The organism is Bacillus sp. URHA0034 (genome assembly GCF_056280405.1).
In genome coordinates this window covers 3,720,262-3,737,092 of record NZ_JBWCDK010000002.1, presented here as the reverse complement: position 1 = coordinate 3,737,092, position 16,831 = coordinate 3,720,262, and the positions used below count along the sequence as shown (strand labels likewise).

Sequence of the window (16,831 nt, the reverse complement as noted above, 5' to 3'; positions counted from 1 at the left end):
CTTCACTCACGGCCGGCCACCTCCTTCTGATGGGCAAAAGCAATATGGATTAATTGTTTAACATGCTCATCATCAAGGGAATAATAGACTAGCTTACCCTCTTTCCGGTATTTCGCTAGACCAAGGCTCTTCAGGTGACGTAAATGGTGGGAAGCGGTTGCGGTGGTCGCGCCAACAATATGAGCAACATCACACACACACAATTCTTCTTCAAGCGTTAAAGCATAGGCGACTTTCAAGCGTGTTTCGTCTGATAAAGCTTTAAAAAGCTTGGTTACAGCTTCGATATTCCCGTTGGTAATCAGCTGTTTAACTCGGGTGGTTTTCTCGCTATCAACACAGGTTACTTCGCAAACATCCTGTTCTTTCATTTTGTCACCTACTTCATTCAAATGTTCGTTTGATTTAATGATATTCAAATGTGTGTTTGAATGTCAAACATATTGTAAAAATTTTAAAAAAGGAATGTAAGAATATTAGCGCACAAAAAAAAGAACCCAAAACGGGTCCTCGAGTAACTATTTTAACACAAGTTCTTGCTCTTTTTCCTTTGCCAGTGTTGTGAAACGGTCCACTTCAATCGCATACCTTGGGCGTCGTTTCACTTCCCGATAGATCTTACCGATATATTCACCAATTATGCCAATACCCATTAATTGCAGTCCGCCAACGAACCAAATCGATATCACTAACGAAGTCCAGCCAGACTCTGTATGACCCAAGATTTCTTGGACGATCGCGTAACCGCCAACCAATGCACTACCGAGCACAGCGAGAAAACCTAATAAGGTGACGAACCGGATGGGTGCTACACTGAAGGAGGTCATTCCATCAAAGGCGAAGGCAAGCATTTTTTTCAACGGGTATTTTGATTCACCGGCCAGCCTTTCTTTTCGGTCATAATAAACCTTCGTAGAGGTAAAGCCCACTAAAGGCACCAGGCCGCGCAAAAACAAATTGGTCTCCTTATATTTCAACAGTTCCTCCAATGCCCGTTTGCTCATCAACCGGAAGTCGGCATGATTCGGAATCAGTTTAATTCCGATCCGCTCCATGAAACGGTAAAAGAACAATGCTGTGTTCCGCTTAAAGAAGGTATCTGTCTCGCGGCTGTCTCTCACGCCATAAACAATGTCGATCCCTTCCCAGTATTTCTCTACAAAGGTTTCAATCACATTTATATCATCCTGCAGGTCTGCATCAATCGAAATGACACAATCCGAGTATTGATTAGCTGTTTCAAGACCGGCAATGAGGGCGTTCTGATGACCGACATTGCCTGCTAATTTCAGCCCGGTAACAAAGCTATTTCTCTTGCACTCACTGTCAATGATGTTCCAGGTTTGATCGTTACTGCCATCATCGACAAATAATAGCTTACTATTCTTAGAAACAAGCGAATCCTCGATTAAATGTTCCATTATATTAGTCAATTGTAAAATTGTTTCATTCAATACTGCTTCTTCGTTATAACATGGAACAACAATCGTTAAGATAGGTTTATTCATCTGAAATTCCCCTCCTTACTTTACGCGGTAAAGGTAAATTTTCCAGGCTGAATCCTTTTGAATGAAGGTCTTTTGAAGTTCGAGATGATTTTCATTGGCATTCATAATCGGCACTGCCGAAAAGATATACTCTCCGCCCATTTGTTTAAAAACGTTGGTATTCAGCTGCAAATGATGAATTTTTACTTTCGAATCTTTTTTAAATTCATAGTGCTTCCCTAATTCCGCGACAAACAGATAACACCTGCCGCCCCACTGATCAAAGTATTTCTTTAATGTTGGGCTTTTGTCCAGCTCTCCGGCAATAATTTTTCTAAACTCATGTTTGTATGTTAACGGATAAAAGTTATTGTACGTATCCAAGGTGTAAAAGCCATTATACTGGGCAATCGCTGGGTGTATTCCGATACTTGCGACCCGGTAGCTGCTCTTTGGTTTCCCAATATAATCGGAAATTTCTTTAAACTGCTCGGTTGCATAAAATTGTTTAACGGATGGCTTTCCAGCGACACGATAGACAATTTCATCGTTGGCACAGAATAAAACAAGCAGCTGCACAATCAGGCAGATTTTTACAAACCACTTCCACCGCTTGCCTTTTTGCCACAGAATAAAGGCCCCAACCGCAAACATCAGATAAATGATTAACGGTCTTAGGAAATGGAACCTGGCAAAATTAAACGTATTTAATAAGGAAATTCTCTCTTTAAGGGGCTCCCACCCTTTATTGAACCAAAAGGCATACCAGACAGAAAGGAGAATATTAACAACAAATAAATACAGATATCGTTTGTCTGTCTCGTTTCGGTCCTTCTTTTTCCAAAGCATACCGATGACTAGGAAGGACATCGGCACAATTACGAGCGTATGCAGGGTTAACACATGGGTATGACCAAGGAAGTAATTTTTACAGGCAAGTCGAATCGTATGCCAAAAACCCAGTGTCGAGCTGACAAACTCATTTCGGCTCGTTGGCGCTTCCGGGAATACTAATGAATAGACAAGACGGTACTCTATCAATAGGTAAATAACAGTCATTAAAACAATACTGCTAAAGAACACCCCCGTTCAGTTTCCGCTTTACGAGCAGGTCTCTCAGCCAAAGGAGTCCCATCGCAAATAAAAAGAAGAAGAAGCCTAACACAAAGCTGGAATACAGAGGCAGCAAAATCAGTGTCAGCCATTCTTTCCAGGAATGGCGTCCTTCTCTGATATTCATAAACGCCCACAGGGCAAGCGGCATTCCCAGTGTACTTAACATACCTGAGGGCCAGAAGGGAGTTATGGCAAACGCAAGTGCTACCCAAACACGGATGGGGTAGGCCTCCTCTCTTTTCACAAAGTGCCGCTTCAGCAATACATACATGCCAAGGAAAGCAAATAGCCTTGTAATGGTTTGACTCAATGCATAGGCAAGCATGGAAGGAAAGAGATGATGGAGCCATTCAATTCCGCTGAATTCTGTTCCGAACGTATTTCGAGGCAGACCATTGATGACTTGTGGTATGACCGAATTAATTCCGCCGAATAACTGACCGCTATTTTTTAGAACTTTGTACCACGCGATATTCGAGTCCAAGTTGTCATGGACCCTTATATGCGCATTTTCGCCTAAGATAAACAGTGGCGATATATATATAAGGATGAGACAGATGGCAAGTTTAATCGACTTGTTTTCTGAATCCAAAAATGACTTTATTTTTCTGCAAAGCTTTTTCATGGCTAAGAGAACGTTACCTCCTGATGCCTATCTTTTTCTAAGCATATTTGATTTTTTGAGGATTTTCCCTTCCACACTCTCATATACCCCAATGATCGCTTCCCTAACATTGTCCAGTTTTTCAAATCGGCTAAATAGATAATGGACAATAAACGCAATGCTAAGCCCTATGACCATTCCCGCCGTAACATCCAACGGATAATGAACACCTGTCCAAACGCGGGACAAAGCAATTCCGGCCGCTAAAATCAGCCAAATCCAGCCATCCCGCTTAATCCAGATCCAAATCACTGTTGCAATTACAAATGCGGCGGTCGCATGGTCACTTGGGAATGAGGCATTTTTCGCATGTGAAATTAAAAAGTTGACATGATGGGCGACAAATGGACGGGCACGGTAAAAAAAGTGACCAATTCCGCCGTTGATACTAAGGGCCACACAGGCAGCCAGGATAGCTTCAACGACCATTTTTCGATTATTGGCTTTTGGATAAAACCAATAAAAGATTATCGCGGCAAAGAAGAGATACTGTGCCTTCTCTGCTAATAAAATCATCAATGGGTTTAAAAAGCGGTCACTTACCGCTAGATGATTGATAATCTGAAAGACACTATAATCTAAATGTGACATCTTGGTAATCCTCCCTAGTTAGTTATTGTGCGCTGCTTGCGTACAGAACAGCAGATGACAGGGCTGAACCCGCCAGCATGCCTTTTGGTTGTTGGTTTACTACATCGAGAATCGCTTCGATGAGTGGTTCCTTGCTAGTCAACTCCATTCCTTGTTGATAGGAATCAAGGGCTTTTTCCCATTCTTTCATTTGCTGCCTGTTGTTCAACACCATTAATAATTGCTGTTCGATTGATTGGTTCTGATCAACGACAAAGGCTAGCTTGTGTTCTCTTAAAAAACGGAAGTTGATTTTTTCCTGACCAGGCAGCATCGAATGAACAAAGATCGGCAATCTTTTGTGCAATGCTTCACTAACTGTCACGCCGCCAGGCTTTGTCATAATCGCATCAACCTCTTCATAAAGCTGATTCATTGCAGATCTTGAGGAAAGGTATGGCAATGGAGTAATATGCTCAAGCTGCCAGGAACGAATCTCCTCATACAATTTCTTATTCTTGCCGCATAAAACGAAAAATTCCAGCCCGCTCGAATTTTTCAAGTCTTCTAGAAGCTTGCCAATTCCGCCTAGGCCGCTATTTCCCCCGGCAATTAATAGTCTCGGACGCTTCTTTGGCGGTTGGCAGGTCTTAGTGCTCTTGGTAATCTCCTCATGAATAGGAATACCCGTGACCCTTATTCGGTGCTTGGGAATGTGAAACCGCTCAAACAGCGTTTCTTTAACCTGCTGACTCGGAACAAAATGGACATCAATCCCCTCTTTTCCCCAAACACTATTAACAAAAAAGTCAGTGTATACATTAATAACGGGAATATCACATTTACCTTTTTTCTTTAAGATGCTAAGCAGGCGGGAAGGAAACCCATGGGTACAAACAAGCAGATCTGGTTTTTCCTCCATCAGCAGTTGTTCCATTTTCTTTAAAAATAAGGGCTGATACCAATTAAAGGACTGCTTTTTCGTGCCCGGCACGTAAAAAAAACTCTTGTAGGCCAGATTATAGGTTTCAGGTGCATAGCGGATCCAATTTAGATAGCCATTGGAAATCATTTTTTCTAATGATCTATTTGTATAACTTAATAAGTCGACTTTCTTTAAGATTAGATGGTCGGTATGGCTTTTTAGAAGATCCATTAATGCCTCAGCTGCCTGATGATGGCCTGATTGCATTTGTAAGAGTGGTAAAAACAAGATTTTTTTCATTATCAACCAGCTCCTGTTTTGATATGTCCCATTTACTGTACCACTCATATTGGAGGAAACTTGGTTTTTAATTAATTTTTAATCAACCCTTCAGGAAGAATTAAAAAAACTCGAAGCATCGAGTTTTTTTGATCAGCTTAGGTTAGACGAGCACGCCGTTTTTTACGGATCCAAACAAAGCTCATGAATAGTAAAAACGAAATGATACCGGCACAGGGAATGTAGGCTGGATTAATAGAAAAGATCTTCCCGGCAAAAAATCCGGCCGACATCACCGGAATCGTCCAGACCAGTGTCCCCAACAGGGAAAGCAGCCCAAATTTCTGAAACGGAATTTTGGTGATTCCGGCAAAGTATGGACTGATTTGCCTTAGTCCCGGCAGATAAAAGCCAAATAAGATCGTTTTCTGAACATTTTTCGAATAAAAGCTAACCGCTTTTTGCCATCTTTCATCGGTAATTCCTACATACTTCCCAAACCTTTTAATAAAGGGGTAGCCAAGATATTTCCCACAGGCATAGGATGATAGCATCCCGGTGAACACTCCGAGAATGGAGGCCGCTATTCCAAATTCAAATGAGAGTTTGTGCTTTCCACACAGTACTCCTATCAAAAACAGCAGGGTTTCCTCCGGAGCAGGAATCCCTACGATTCCAAAAAATAGACAGACAAAGATAACCACATAACCATATAGATTAATATAATGCAGGATCGATTCTATATTCATAAATAGCCTCTTATTCCTTTTAAGGGTATAAATTTTATCCCCTGCTCGCAGGCTTCCCTTAAATAAATTTCTAGATTCGGAATCATGTAACCTGGTGCTTCTTGATCCGCCCCCAGCGTTTCCCCACAGTCATGAAGCAAGAGGATCGAACCTGGTTCTGCAGCTTGCCGGAGCTCCTCAAGCAGGCCATTTTTGCCCTTCTCAACCTTCCAATCTCCAAAAATATGCGACCACATAATTTTTTTATAAGATTTGCTTACGAACAAGCTAAAAAGATTGAAATGGCCCCATGGCGGCCGATAAAAAATAACCTTTTCCTGTGTACATTCCGTTATTGCCTGTTCCGTTAATTCTAGCTGCTTTTTTAAACGAAGCGGTGTGCAGATCCAGCTTGAGACATGATGAAAATGATGAATTCCAATCGTATGTCCTTCCTCGCTCATCCGTTTAATAATCTCCGGATAATGTTTTACTTTACTGCCCACCACAAAGAATGTTGCTTTCACACCATACTTTTTTAATAGGTCTAACAACTGTGGGGTGTAGAGTGGATTGGGTCCATCATCGAAGGTAATCGCAATAGCATCTGATTGAGTCTTTTTTAAAATGCCCCAGCTATTTATGCGAATGAGTATGGTTGGGACGATCGCATATCCAAGCCAGAACACGATCATGATGACAATGCCAATCATTAAAAGTTTCATGGATGGTCCTTTCTCAGCTTTTCGGTAAAAATAATTCAGCCTCTGTACCTTCACCTTCCGTACTGCTAATTTTAATTTCTCCGCGATGCTGTTTCATGATATTCTTTGCAATCGCCAGTCCCAGGCCAGTTCCCCCGGTTTCGCGGCTTCTAGCCTTGTCCACTCGGTAAAAACGTTCAAAGATATTTTTAATTTCATATTGAGGAATCCCAATTCCGTAATCTTTTACTTTAATTACTGTATTTAGTTCGTTTGCAATTAGGTAAACTTCAATTTTGTCTGTACTATATTTAATGGCATTATCGATTAAAATAATGATTGCTTGTTTAAGCTTTAATTCATCCGCGCTTACCGTTATGGCGGGAGCAGCGAAATGAAGGTCTATGTCCCGTTTATATGCACTTTTAAGCTGTTTGATGATGCTTTGACATAATGCCACCAAATCAAGCGGTTTGGCATCTAAATGATTCCCTGATTCAGTATCAGCCAAATCGAGAAATCTTTCGGTCATTTTTTGAATCCTTGTGGCTTCAGAATGAATCGTTTCTATGGCGTCCAATGCATCAGCCTCATTCCGAATTCCCCGCCTCAATAAATGGTCAGCGAAGCTCTTAATAACGGTAAGAGGCGTTTTTAATTCATGAGAAGCATCGGAAATAAATTGCCGCTGTTTATCGAGGTTTTCTTCTAACCTGCCAATCATCTGATTGAAGGTTACCGCCATTTTTTGCAGTTCATCCTTTGTTTCATGCTGGATCACAATTTTCTTCGGAATCCCGCTCTGCTCGATCTCTTCCATTGTGTTAATCATATTAGAAATCGGCCTCATGATTAGATTGGATAACCAGCGGCCGCCAAGCAACGCCAATAGGGCTCCTAAAATGGTACTTGAGATTTGAATCGAGAGTAAAACATCCTTTGCCAGTTCGAGACCGGATAATTTTTCTCCCAGCTCCAGTGTCGTCGTCATTCCACCATTTGAACGGATGGGGATTCGTACAATCAGTATCTGCTGTTCACCATTCTTTTGAAAAATGGTTTTTCTTTCCGTTTCTTTTTTTCTAACGAATTTCGGCTTAATTTTGGCTGCCATCGGTTTATCATTGGTTACTTCATTTATTACTTTTGAACCGGGTTGAACCATCCTAATAAACGAATGGCCTGTTAAATACGGTGTTAATTGATCCTTTATCAGGACAGCGGAATGGTCCAGTTTCATATCTTTAATCAGACTATTTGCCCTTTGGTAGAGCTCCTGATCTTCCATGTTGATGGTGATTTTCATAAATGAAAAAAAGACAACCGCATTCACAGCCACTAAAACACAGAGAATCCAAGCAGTTGTCATGATGTTTATTTTGGTTGTAATCTTCATTTGCTTAATTCTCCTTTATGGTATAGCCAATTCCCCTCACTGTTTGAATAATCGCTGGTCCGGTGAACCCTTCTTCAATTTTCTTTCTTAAATGTCGGATAAACACATCAATGACATTTGTTTCGCCCTCATATTCATAACCCCAGACATGAAAGAGAATATTTTCTCTGGTGACGATTTTATTTTTATTGCCTAACAAATAAACCAGCAAATCGTATTCCTTCGGAGTTAAGAAAATGGAGGTATTTCCCCTGATGACTTCACGGGTTTCAGGATTGACTGTTAAATCTTGAAACGACAAGATTGATTCCTCTGGCTGTGAGGCCTTAACTGCAATAGCATTTTGCCGCAGACTGGAACGCACTCGCGCTAATAATTCCTCCATCTCAAACGGTTTGGTTATATAATCATTGGCCCCTTGGTCGAGACCCGTCACCTTGTCCATTGTCAGGTTTCTCGCCGTTAACAAAATAATCGGGATGAGGCTGTTTTCTTTTCGGATCCTTCTTAACACCTCAATCCCATTCATCTCAGGAAGCATCACATCTAATAGGATTAAATCCAGCTTTTCAGCAAGTGCAGACTGCAAGCCTGCCTTCCCGTCATAAGCAACTACTACCTCGTAGCCTTCGTATTCGAGCTCTATTTTTAAGATTTTTGCGATTTGTCGTTCATCCTCGACAACCAAAATTCGCAACTGTTCCTGCATCATAAGCCCCCCTTTTGATCAAGGTAGAAACTCTATCTACTATATCCTTTACAATTTAGCACTATTTTTCTTTATTTTACTTGATTTAATTAAATTTTAATCTATTTTTCACGGAAAGGCGGAAGGGCTGTAGGGCCCATTTTGCTCCGACAGGACTGGAGTGTTTTGACTGATTAACATATCTGCATAAAAACAGGGAATAGCCTTCAGCCATTCCCTGTAACGTCCCGCGCTAGCACCTTATTTTTCAAACGGATGGTTAGCAGCAACGCGAATTTATGAATGCCCATCATCAATACTCCGGCCACGATTAAATCAGCCCTTGTGTTGAATGGCGGCGGAAGAATACTGAGCGAATTTAGGGCAGAGGGTGTTATGCACAGACTGGCCATCATTCCGCTTAGGAGCGGATTAGTACCGCTCCCAAAAAGGCCACTCAGAATCAGCAGGCTGCACGCTGGCAGCAGGACGATACCGCTTAAAAAGGCGAATCGTTTATTCTGTTCCGTTACAATCGGCCGCCAAATCAGAAGGGATAAGAGCATTAGCAGGAGCAGATAGCTATTATGGAGATATGAATGTAAGGATAGAAAGGTTAGAACGATTTGAAGATGATAGAAGAAAAACAGGATAGCAAAGGTAAATAATGCAGCTAATGGGGGAATTTTTAGTCTTTTTATTATCAGAAGAAAGGCTTCTGGAAGCCCTAATAAAAACAGAGGCGGGATGACAAAAAATAATAAACTCATCTGGATCATGTGCAAACTGAATGATAAATGAATGATACTCGATAAGGGGCTGCCAATTGTAAGATAGAGTAAGGTCAACGAAAGGAAAAACAGTAGTGGCTGCTTATCGTAAATTTTGATTTTTGTATACGTACGTACTAGAACTATATAGATGGCACACATACCAATAAGACCTGCCAATAATGGGAAATTCCACACGAATGGATCTTCTAACAAAAAAAGTTCAAACATACCTCTTCCTCCCCTCTGAATCAAACCTGTTGAGTACACTTGGAGAAGGCCGCTATTTTCCATCTTGTTAGGAACTATAAATTATATGATTTCTGTATCGAAATATTCCCTAAACAACGGGTAGCCCTAGTACCAAAAAGAAAACACTCCTTTCATTTCAGCATAAAAGGAGTGTTTAAATTGAAATTGGTGTCAGGCACCAACTATTTCCTGCAGGGTGTGTTTGCGGACCGCGAGTGCAAGGTCGGCGAGAAAGTAGAGTCCTACGGCAGACCAGATCCACGCCCAAGCAGGTTCAATCCCTCCATACAAGGAGGCTATGGCTGGATGAATCCATTTTAAACAAAGGAGTGATAAAAGACCCCAGCAGATGGAAAATGGCAAACATATATGTCCATGCAGCTGGAATCGTGCAGTGGAATAATCCCACCATTGCCGTAGAAATAGCTTCTGCAGCAGTGCCCCACTGGCATACTCAACCAGGGTGGGGATTAGAAAACATAAAAACAGTATGTAAGCCCAATGTGAACCCGGTGGAGTGAAATAGACCAGTAGTACCGGGGAGATCCCATACATCGGTTTAAAGGGACCAAATAAAAAATTCTCCTTAAAAAACTCTCGTTTGGTAACATAGTTATAACTATTTTCAAGCAGCCAGCCAATCAATGAATAGAGCGTGAAATAAAAAAGCATGGCGGCGGCTCCTTCCATTGTAAGAACTTCTACAAGTTGAAGTTCCAAGCCTTTTAACCAATTATCTGTCATGGCTAAACCACCTTTCACGGATAAGAATTTCCCATTTTATGATTACCCGTTAAGATAGAAATTATTCCAGTAATTTTTGTTGAAATAGTGCAAAAGGTGCCTGACACCATTTAGGTATCAGACACCTTTATATCAGTTTCAATAGGGAGAAACTTAATTATCTAATTGTTTTTAATGCTCCGCTCCACTTGACTACTTCGTCAAGCATTGCTGTTACATTTGTTAGGTGTAATTCAGCTGGTTTGAACACACTGCCGTTTTCGAAATCTGTGAATAATGACAAAGTTGGATGTGTACGAACATCGGCCACTTTTAATTCACCTAAGATGCCGCGTAAATGTTCAGCTGCACGAGCGCCGCCTGTTGATCCGTAGCTTACGATACCAGCTGCTTTGTCATTCCAAGCTTCACGGGCAAAATCAAGAGCATTTTTCAAAGCACCTGTAATGCTGTGGTTGTATTCTTGAACGACGAATACGAAGCCATCTAGGCTATCTAGTTTTTGATTCCATGCTCCAATCCCTGGCTCTGTACCATCTGTAGTACCTAAGAATGGCAGGTTAAAGTCTGCGATATCAACGATTTCGTAGTTCGCATCGCCGCGTTTGTCGGCAATCGCTTTTACCCATTCGCCTACTTGTGGACTAACGCGTCCTTGACGTGTACTTCCTAAAATAATCCCGATGTTTAATTTTGTCATTTTATTTTCCTCCTCTGGTGTTTGACCAAATAATCGATTTAAAAAACCCATGCTTGCACCGCCTTTTTGATGTGATATCTTAGATGTGAGTATCTCAAAGTTATTTATTTTTAATTCGAGATAATCATATAATAAAAGTCCAGACGATGTCAACATTTTTTTATTAGGATAAAACTAAAATGTTTCAAGCTGATAAGACAAAGTGAAGCTTGTGCTTAGATGAATTAATCCTTTTGTATAGCTTGAGGTTAACTGTTCAATCGTTTACATGAGTAAGTCCCACACTGTTTGAAGGCAGCGTGGGACTTACCCCCTTTTACATTATTCTTCCAATTGGAAAGTATGAGTGAAATGAGGCTTCCCGTTTTCATCTTGAATTTCCACTGTTGCTTGCTTCGCTGCCGGATCAACCTTGAACACACCGAAGTTAAAGAAATTCCCTTCTGCATATAATCTTTCAGGACCAAAGGTCGGATCGAGTGTACCCGGATTAATTTTTACCGCTCCAATCGGTCCACTGATCAGTTCGTTATAGTCCGCTTTCCCGTCTTGATTGGCATCATATTTGATGATTTCAGCAAAATGGACATCCGTTGTAACAAAAAAGACGTTTTTAATTCCTTTTTCCATGATAAAATCAGAGATCTTTTTGAACTCATTTTCATAACCGGTTGTATCATTTGGGTTCACCTGGCTGCCATTTGCCCAGCCATCACGGGCACCTGCTTTTCCGGTTGGTACGGAAATAGGCACTGAAGTTGCGACAAGTTTCACTTTTGCATCTGACTCGAGGAGTTGTTTTTCGAGCCATTTTACCTGTTCATCACCAAGCATGGTTTTCTCAGGTCCATCGGCCTGGGTGTTAGGTGATCGGTATCCCCGGTTGTTAAGGATAATCATATCCATTGTATTCCCCCAAGAATATTTGTGATAAAGTTTGTCCGCTTGACTGCGTTCACTTGAAATTGGCCAATAGTCCTTAAACGCCCGTAATCCGGTTGGTGTCAACTCCTGAGATGGTCCTGAGAAGTCATTAGTCACTTCATGATCATCCCAAATCGCGAAGGTGCCTGTTTTTTGCAACAGGCTGCGTAATCCTGCATCGGTACGGTTTTCTTTATATTTTGCCCAGAAATCCTGTACCGTTTCAGAAGGTGGGTTCGGTACAGCCGGTGTTTTATTATCCGCATAAATCGTGTCCCCACTGAAAAGGAAAAAGTCTGGATTTAAAGCCGACATTGCTTGATAAGCCTTATAAGGCGGAATTTCTCCCTGCCCGCCAGTATCGCCGCCCCAAACCATTGTCATTGGTTTTAAGCTGTTTTCCTTCGGTGCGGTTTTGAATGAACCGTTCACGGTATACTTGCTTGAAACCGCATGTGCCCGGTAGTAATAGGTAGTATCAGACTTTAAGCCATTGACGTTTACCTTTGCTGTATAATCATGCTCATGGTCGGTATCCACTGTTTTGGTTATCGTGCCGTTTTTAAAATCGCTGTCAGCCGAAATTTCATACTGAACTTTTGCGTCTCCATTGGTACGTGCCCATAAAATCGCAGATGAATCGGTGATATCCCCGCTTGCCACTCCATGCGAAATAAACGGCTTTTTCAAAAGATTGTCCAACTGGTCAGGATTATTCGTAAACTCCCCATCTACACCTTGAGAGAGCAATGAGACCATATCATCTTGTGTATTTACAGTCCATGGATGGACGAGAAGCTTATTTTGATGAGCGGCTTCCATTAATTTCGGAACCACCAGTTCTTTACTTGGGCCAACACCTGCGGCATAATCAGAGATTCGCTTCATTTCTTGGTATACATCCTTGCCTGCCAACATGCTGCCATTATAAAGCTGGATCAGCTTTACATCAGGTGCGAGAGTTTTCAACTTACGAAGGCTCTCCTCACTAAATGATTCAAGAAATAGCTTTTCGGTATCTAGGACATTGGTTTTTTTCAGGATTTCAATAACTTTCTCTTCCATTCCGGGGTAAACGTTCGGTGCTTTTGTTTCCATGTATAGACCAACTTTTCCATTCCCATGCTGTTTAACAAATTCGATTGCTTCCTGAAGCGTTGGGACATGCTGTCCGATGTACTCCGTTTTAGCCTTATCCGGATAGGCTTTGTTAAACCACGACCCCGCATCCAGACGGCTTATTTCTTCAAGCGTAAAATCTTTTACTCTCCAAGGGGCACGGTCTGGATAAAGCTCTTTTGCATTGGTTGTTCGCGCCAGTGTTTCATCGTGCATGGCAATCAATTGTCCATCCTTCGTCATTTGTAAATCAAATTCCACATAATCCGCCTTCATCGTCATGGCCTGCTTATAGGCTGCCAGTGTGTGTTCCGGGCCATAGGCAGAGGCACCGCGATGGGCAATTACCGCGACATCAGAAGTAAGCGGACGTAGTGTCGATTGTCCATTATCAGTAGGTGTGCTTTGAATCGGATGGGCTAAAACGGACAAAGGCGCGGCGGCAGTTACCGAAAGAGACAGACAAGCTAAACCAGCCATTAAACTCTTCTTCATTCCAAATTCAACTCCTATAAAATTATGTATCTCACATTTTTAAGGATATAGGAGGAATGTAAAGTCGCTATTACTAGAATATAAATCTTGTGTAAAATATGAATTCATTACCAGTAAAGGTTGATCTAGTAAATGAAATCCAGCTGCGATCAATCCTTTTATCTTCTGATGCAAAATAAATAATTTTACTAATTCAGCAAAAAAAGAGCCATCAGTCAAAGCTGAAGGCTCTTTCGCTTCCTATTTCATAAACTACCCAATCTTTTCATCATACTTCTGGTCACCATGCACAAACAGGGCACCGAGCTCGTGATGATCTCCTTCATAAAGAGCGCGCTGTACAAAGCGGATTTCGCCTTTTGTGTCGAACACTTCGAGCTTACAGTGGGCGCGGTTTTTTTGCAATGCTTCATAAAAGGTTTGCTCATCGCGGACCAACACCCCGTTGGCCTTCGAAATAATTTCCCCGACCTGAAGTCCCATTTTACTGGCTGGTGATTCCGGAATAATCCCGATAATCATCACACCATTATTTTTCTTAGAAAAATACGAAGTCATGCTTTCATCCTTCAAATAGGCCATCAATGCTAGTAATTCCCGGCCAATGACTGCCAATGCCGCGACAACAATCGACAACAACGGATACCAATATCCTGCAAGCGAAAGCAGTGAAATCACAATCCCCAGAACGATGACTCGGCGCCCATGCAGTTGAATCGATTCTTGTGGAAGCATGCCTTTAATTTGCTGATGGAACCCAATCGCAAACGGTACAAAAATCAATGAATACTCCTTTGCCCCCAAATGGAAGACCGGCCACCATTCAAACGGTAGATGTAAGGCATTCCCGGGAATCAGTAAGAACAAGGGCACCATCCACAGTCGTTTAACTTCATGGACTCCAACCACTTGGCCGCGCTTACTTTTTGCGAGCTTAGGGGAAGAGCCTTTGCTGGCATTTTTAAAAATCAGGATGCCTTCGGCAAGTAACAACAAGCCGAGAATAACCACCATTGATGGATAGACTTTATCATCAATGGAAGAAAACGCTTTTGAAAATAGGGGAATCGACCAATTATATTGCGCAATGATTATAATCGCGAAAAATGATGCCCCAAGCGTATACGCTGGTGACATCAACCGTATATTGGTCGTCAATGACCAGATCAGGGTGAAACCGGCAATCAGTAAAATTGCGGCAAATGGTACAGCGATTCCTGCCGCGATCGTGATGATCGACAGGATAAGCCCGATGACAATTCCGATTGGAAATAGCTGCCGTAGTTCAAAATAGGCATCTTCCGCCCGAATATGAAAATTTTTACGTTCACGTTTTACCCTTTTGACACCTAATATCCCAGCCAGGAAAACGAGATAGTATAAAACAGGATGAAGAAATAACCTGCCTGCCCCTTTTAATAATTCCACAAGCCACGTTTCTACCATTCCCTGCCACCTGCCTCTAGTATAAATTCTATAAATATAGGAAATAAAAATCTCTTAACGTTTATTTTACCAAATTAATAACATAAAACATATTGCTAGTTTTTAGAAATAAGGAAAATGGTAATTTTGTCCTCACATGAAGTCGATTCCGCAGGATTTTGGAGGAATTCCGTCAACATCTGGAACATTTCCGTGTAATCTGCTACTATTTCCGCGGAAATTCCTGATAATTCCGCTAGATTAGACACTTTTCCCGCCAAACTACAAATGATCCTTGTTCCACAAAAAAACAGAGGCTAAAAGCCCCTGCCGAGTTTATTTCGCGATTAATTTTAACGCCATTTTTAGCTGTAGATCATTTTTCTCTTTTTTCATTTCCTGCACTGCTGCCTCTTCCAGTTTAGCTGCCGTCTTTTCATCGATCTTTCCGGTAGACGGCAGATTATGCTCCTGCTGGAAGCCCTTTACTGCTACCTTGGTTTCCTCACTAAAATAACCATCCTTCCGGCCCGGTTCAAATCCCAGTCCGTCTAATATTTCTTGCGCATTCTTGACTTGCTCATTGTTCATATCTTCCACCATTGGCTTATCTACTTGAATCGGATGGGTATCAAAGATGGCTGGCTGCTTGATGGCAACATCCGGTTTAATCCCTTTCTTGTGGATCCAGTTCCCATCCGGTGTCAGCCACTTCGCCAATGTCAGCTTAATATTGCTGCCATCTCCCATTGGAATGGCCTGCTGAACGGTCCCTTTGCCAAACGTGGTTTCGCCCACAAGCTTATATCCGTCTGCCTCCTGAAGTGAACCTGCCAATATTTCAGAGGCAGAGGCACTGCCTTTATTAACAAGGACAAGGACAGGATAATCCTTTTTCTTGGAAAGGGTTGAGAAGAAGCGTTGTTTCTCGCCGTTGCGCTGCTCAATTTGTACATATGGTTTATCCTTTGGAACTAACTCTTTTAAGATTTCCCCGACACTATCTAGCAAACCGCCAGGATTACCGCGTACATCAAGGACGAGCCCCTTAATACGGTCATTTTCAAGCGCCTTTAAGTCTTTCTTAAAATCAGCAGCCGTATCCTCGGAGAACGAGGTGATTTCAATATAGCCAATCTTTTTGCCATCTTGTTTCTTGATCGAAGAATGAACGGTCTCAAGTGGAATTTCATCCCGTTTCACATCAATGCTCAACGGTTCTCTTAAGCCTTTTCTAGCAATTTCTAGTTCAACAGTGGTTCCTTTTTTTCCACGGATTTTGAGGGTAGCTTTATTTAAATCGAGCCCCTCGACACTTTTTCCATTTACCTTTAAAATTTGGTCATTTGGCTTGATGCCTGCTTTTTCGGCCGGTGAATTTTTAAAAGGCGATACTATAACAATTTTTCCATCAACCATTCCGACCTCGGCACCAATGCCTTCAAAGGATGATTCTAATGTTTGGGTAAATTGCTTCGCTGTATCCTTGTCCATATAAACCGAATATGGGTCCTTTAGAACGGACAGCATCCCTTGGATGGCCCCTTCGACCAGCTGGTTCCGGTCCACCTTTTCAACATAGCGGTTTAAAATCAGGTCATAGGCCTGTTCTACCTTTTCAAGATTGTCTGTATTTGCCTCGGAGGCTGCTGCTTGTTCTTTAGGGCTGACTGCCTGTTTCAATTTTGCTGCAGTATCTGTTTTATTAAAATAAGTCATTCCAGCATAAGTGCCCCCTGCTCCTGTCAGCAGTGAACCTGTCATTAACAGGGCCATCCATCTACGATTCATCCCGAATCCTCCTCAAGTAAAAAAATGCCTGTCCTATCTATTTGTCAAAATCCA

General features: G+C 41.8%; 14 protein-coding genes and 1 pseudogene. All 15 read right to left on the bottom strand.

Annotation, left to right across the window (positions count from 1 at the left end; translation table 11 throughout):
- Positions 1-2 precede the first annotated feature (2 nt).
- Positions 3-371 carry an ArsR/SmtB family transcription factor gene (locus tag ACZ9EE_RS19955; RefSeq protein ID WP_476029843.1) on the bottom strand — a complete coding sequence of 123 codons (369 nt, stop codon included), beginning with the start codon at positions 369-371 and terminating at the stop codon, positions 3-5.
- Between the two features lie 147 nt (positions 372-518).
- Positions 519-1,508 (bottom strand): glycosyltransferase family 2 protein, encoded by a 990-nt coding sequence (locus ACZ9EE_RS19950; RefSeq protein ID WP_476029841.1) that lies wholly within the window; start codon positions 1,506-1,508, stop codon positions 519-521.
- A 15-nt stretch (positions 1,509-1,523) separates the two neighbouring features.
- Positions 1,524-3,228, bottom strand: a pseudogene (locus ACZ9EE_RS19945) (DUF6044 family protein).
- Positions 3,229-3,255: 27 nt separating this feature from the next.
- Positions 3,256-3,858, bottom strand: coding sequence for an undecaprenyl-diphosphatase (locus ACZ9EE_RS19940; protein WP_476029839.1), 603 nt, complete (start codon positions 3,856-3,858; stop codon positions 3,256-3,258).
- Between the two features lie 22 nt (positions 3,859-3,880).
- A complete protein-coding gene (locus ACZ9EE_RS19935) occupies positions 3,881-5,062 on the bottom strand; it encodes an MGDG synthase family glycosyltransferase (RefSeq protein WP_476029837.1) in 1,182 nt (393 codons plus the stop codon).
- 137 nt (positions 5,063-5,199) lie between these two features.
- Positions 5,200-5,790 carry a DedA family protein gene (locus tag ACZ9EE_RS19930; RefSeq protein WP_476029835.1) on the bottom strand — a complete coding sequence of 197 codons (591 nt, stop codon included), beginning with the start codon at positions 5,788-5,790 and terminating at the stop codon, positions 5,200-5,202.
- Positions 5,787-6,494, bottom strand: coding sequence for a polysaccharide deacetylase family protein (locus ACZ9EE_RS19925; protein WP_476029833.1), 708 nt, complete (start codon positions 6,492-6,494; stop codon positions 5,787-5,789). Before ACZ9EE_RS19925 ends, ACZ9EE_RS19930 begins: the two co-directional genes overlap by 4 nt.
- Before the next feature lie 13 nt (positions 6,495-6,507).
- Entirely contained in the window at positions 6,508-7,869 is a 1,362-nt protein-coding gene (locus ACZ9EE_RS19920) for a sensor histidine kinase (protein WP_476029831.1), read from the bottom strand.
- A 4-nt stretch (positions 7,870-7,873) separates the two neighbouring features.
- Complete coding sequence (locus tag ACZ9EE_RS19915; protein ID WP_476029829.1) at positions 7,874-8,581, bottom strand: response regulator transcription factor; 708 nt, start codon at positions 8,579-8,581, stop codon at positions 7,874-7,876.
- Positions 8,582-8,784: 203 nt separating this feature from the next.
- Positions 8,785-9,558 (bottom strand): cytochrome c oxidase assembly protein, encoded by a 774-nt coding sequence (locus tag ACZ9EE_RS19910; RefSeq protein ID WP_476029827.1) that lies wholly within the window; start codon positions 9,556-9,558, stop codon positions 8,785-8,787.
- Between the two features lie 192 nt (positions 9,559-9,750).
- Positions 9,751-10,323 carry a putative ABC transporter permease gene (locus ACZ9EE_RS19905; RefSeq protein WP_476029825.1) on the bottom strand — a complete coding sequence of 191 codons (573 nt, stop codon included), beginning with the start codon at positions 10,321-10,323 and terminating at the stop codon, positions 9,751-9,753.
- Between the two features lie 157 nt (positions 10,324-10,480).
- On the bottom strand, positions 10,481-11,074 hold the full coding sequence (locus ACZ9EE_RS19900) for an NADPH-dependent FMN reductase (protein ID WP_476029823.1): 594 nt from the start codon (positions 11,072-11,074) through the stop codon (positions 10,481-10,483).
- 270 nt (positions 11,075-11,344) lie between these two features.
- On the bottom strand, positions 11,345-13,561 hold the full coding sequence (locus tag ACZ9EE_RS19895) for a glycerophosphodiester phosphodiesterase family protein (RefSeq protein ID WP_476029821.1): 2,217 nt from the start codon (positions 13,559-13,561) through the stop codon (positions 11,345-11,347).
- A gap of 252 nt (positions 13,562-13,813) precedes the next feature.
- Positions 13,814-15,007 carry a PDZ domain-containing protein gene (locus ACZ9EE_RS19890; RefSeq protein ID WP_476029819.1) on the bottom strand — a complete coding sequence of 398 codons (1,194 nt, stop codon included), beginning with the start codon at positions 15,005-15,007 and terminating at the stop codon, positions 13,814-13,816.
- 315 nt (positions 15,008-15,322) lie between these two features.
- Entirely contained in the window at positions 15,323-16,777 is a 1,455-nt protein-coding gene (locus ACZ9EE_RS19885) for a S41 family peptidase (protein ID WP_476029817.1), read from the bottom strand.
- Positions 16,778-16,831 lie beyond the last annotated feature (54 nt).

Coding starts and splice junctions, on each gene's coding strand:
- ACZ9EE_RS19955 (WP_476029843.1), bottom strand. CDS start 371: ATGAAAGAACAGGATGTTTGCGAAGTAACCTGTGTTGATAGCGAGAAA.
- ACZ9EE_RS19950 (WP_476029841.1), bottom strand. CDS start 1,508: ATGAATAAACCTATCTTAACGATTGTTGTTCCATGTTATAACGAAGAA.
- ACZ9EE_RS19940 (WP_476029839.1), bottom strand. CDS start 3,858: ATGTCACATTTAGATTATAGTGTCTTTCAGATTATCAATCATCTAGCG.
- ACZ9EE_RS19935 (WP_476029837.1), bottom strand. CDS start 5,062: ATGAAAAAAATCTTGTTTTTACCACTCTTACAAATGCAATCAGGCCAT.
- ACZ9EE_RS19930 (WP_476029835.1), bottom strand. CDS start 5,790: ATGAATATAGAATCGATCCTGCATTATATTAATCTATATGGTTATGTG.
- ACZ9EE_RS19925 (WP_476029833.1), bottom strand. CDS start 6,494: ATGAAACTTTTAATGATTGGCATTGTCATCATGATCGTGTTCTGGCTT.
- ACZ9EE_RS19920 (WP_476029831.1), bottom strand. CDS start 7,869: ATGAAGATTACAACCAAAATAAACATCATGACAACTGCTTGGATTCTC.
- ACZ9EE_RS19915 (WP_476029829.1), bottom strand. CDS start 8,581: ATGATGCAGGAACAGTTGCGAATTTTGGTTGTCGAGGATGAACGACAA.
- ACZ9EE_RS19910 (WP_476029827.1), bottom strand. CDS start 9,558: ATGTTTGAACTTTTTTTGTTAGAAGATCCATTCGTGTGGAATTTCCCA.
- ACZ9EE_RS19905 (WP_476029825.1), bottom strand. CDS start 10,323: ATGACAGATAATTGGTTAAAAGGCTTGGAACTTCAACTTGTAGAAGTT.
- ACZ9EE_RS19900 (WP_476029823.1), bottom strand. CDS start 11,074: ATGGGTTTTTTAAATCGATTATTTGGTCAAACACCAGAGGAGGAAAAT.
- ACZ9EE_RS19895 (WP_476029821.1), bottom strand. CDS start 13,561: ATGAAGAAGAGTTTAATGGCTGGTTTAGCTTGTCTGTCTCTTTCGGTA.
- ACZ9EE_RS19890 (WP_476029819.1), bottom strand. CDS start 15,007: ATGGTAGAAACGTGGCTTGTGGAATTATTAAAAGGGGCAGGCAGGTTA.
- ACZ9EE_RS19885 (WP_476029817.1), bottom strand. CDS start 16,777: ATGAATCGTAGATGGATGGCCCTGTTAATGACAGGTTCACTGCTGACA.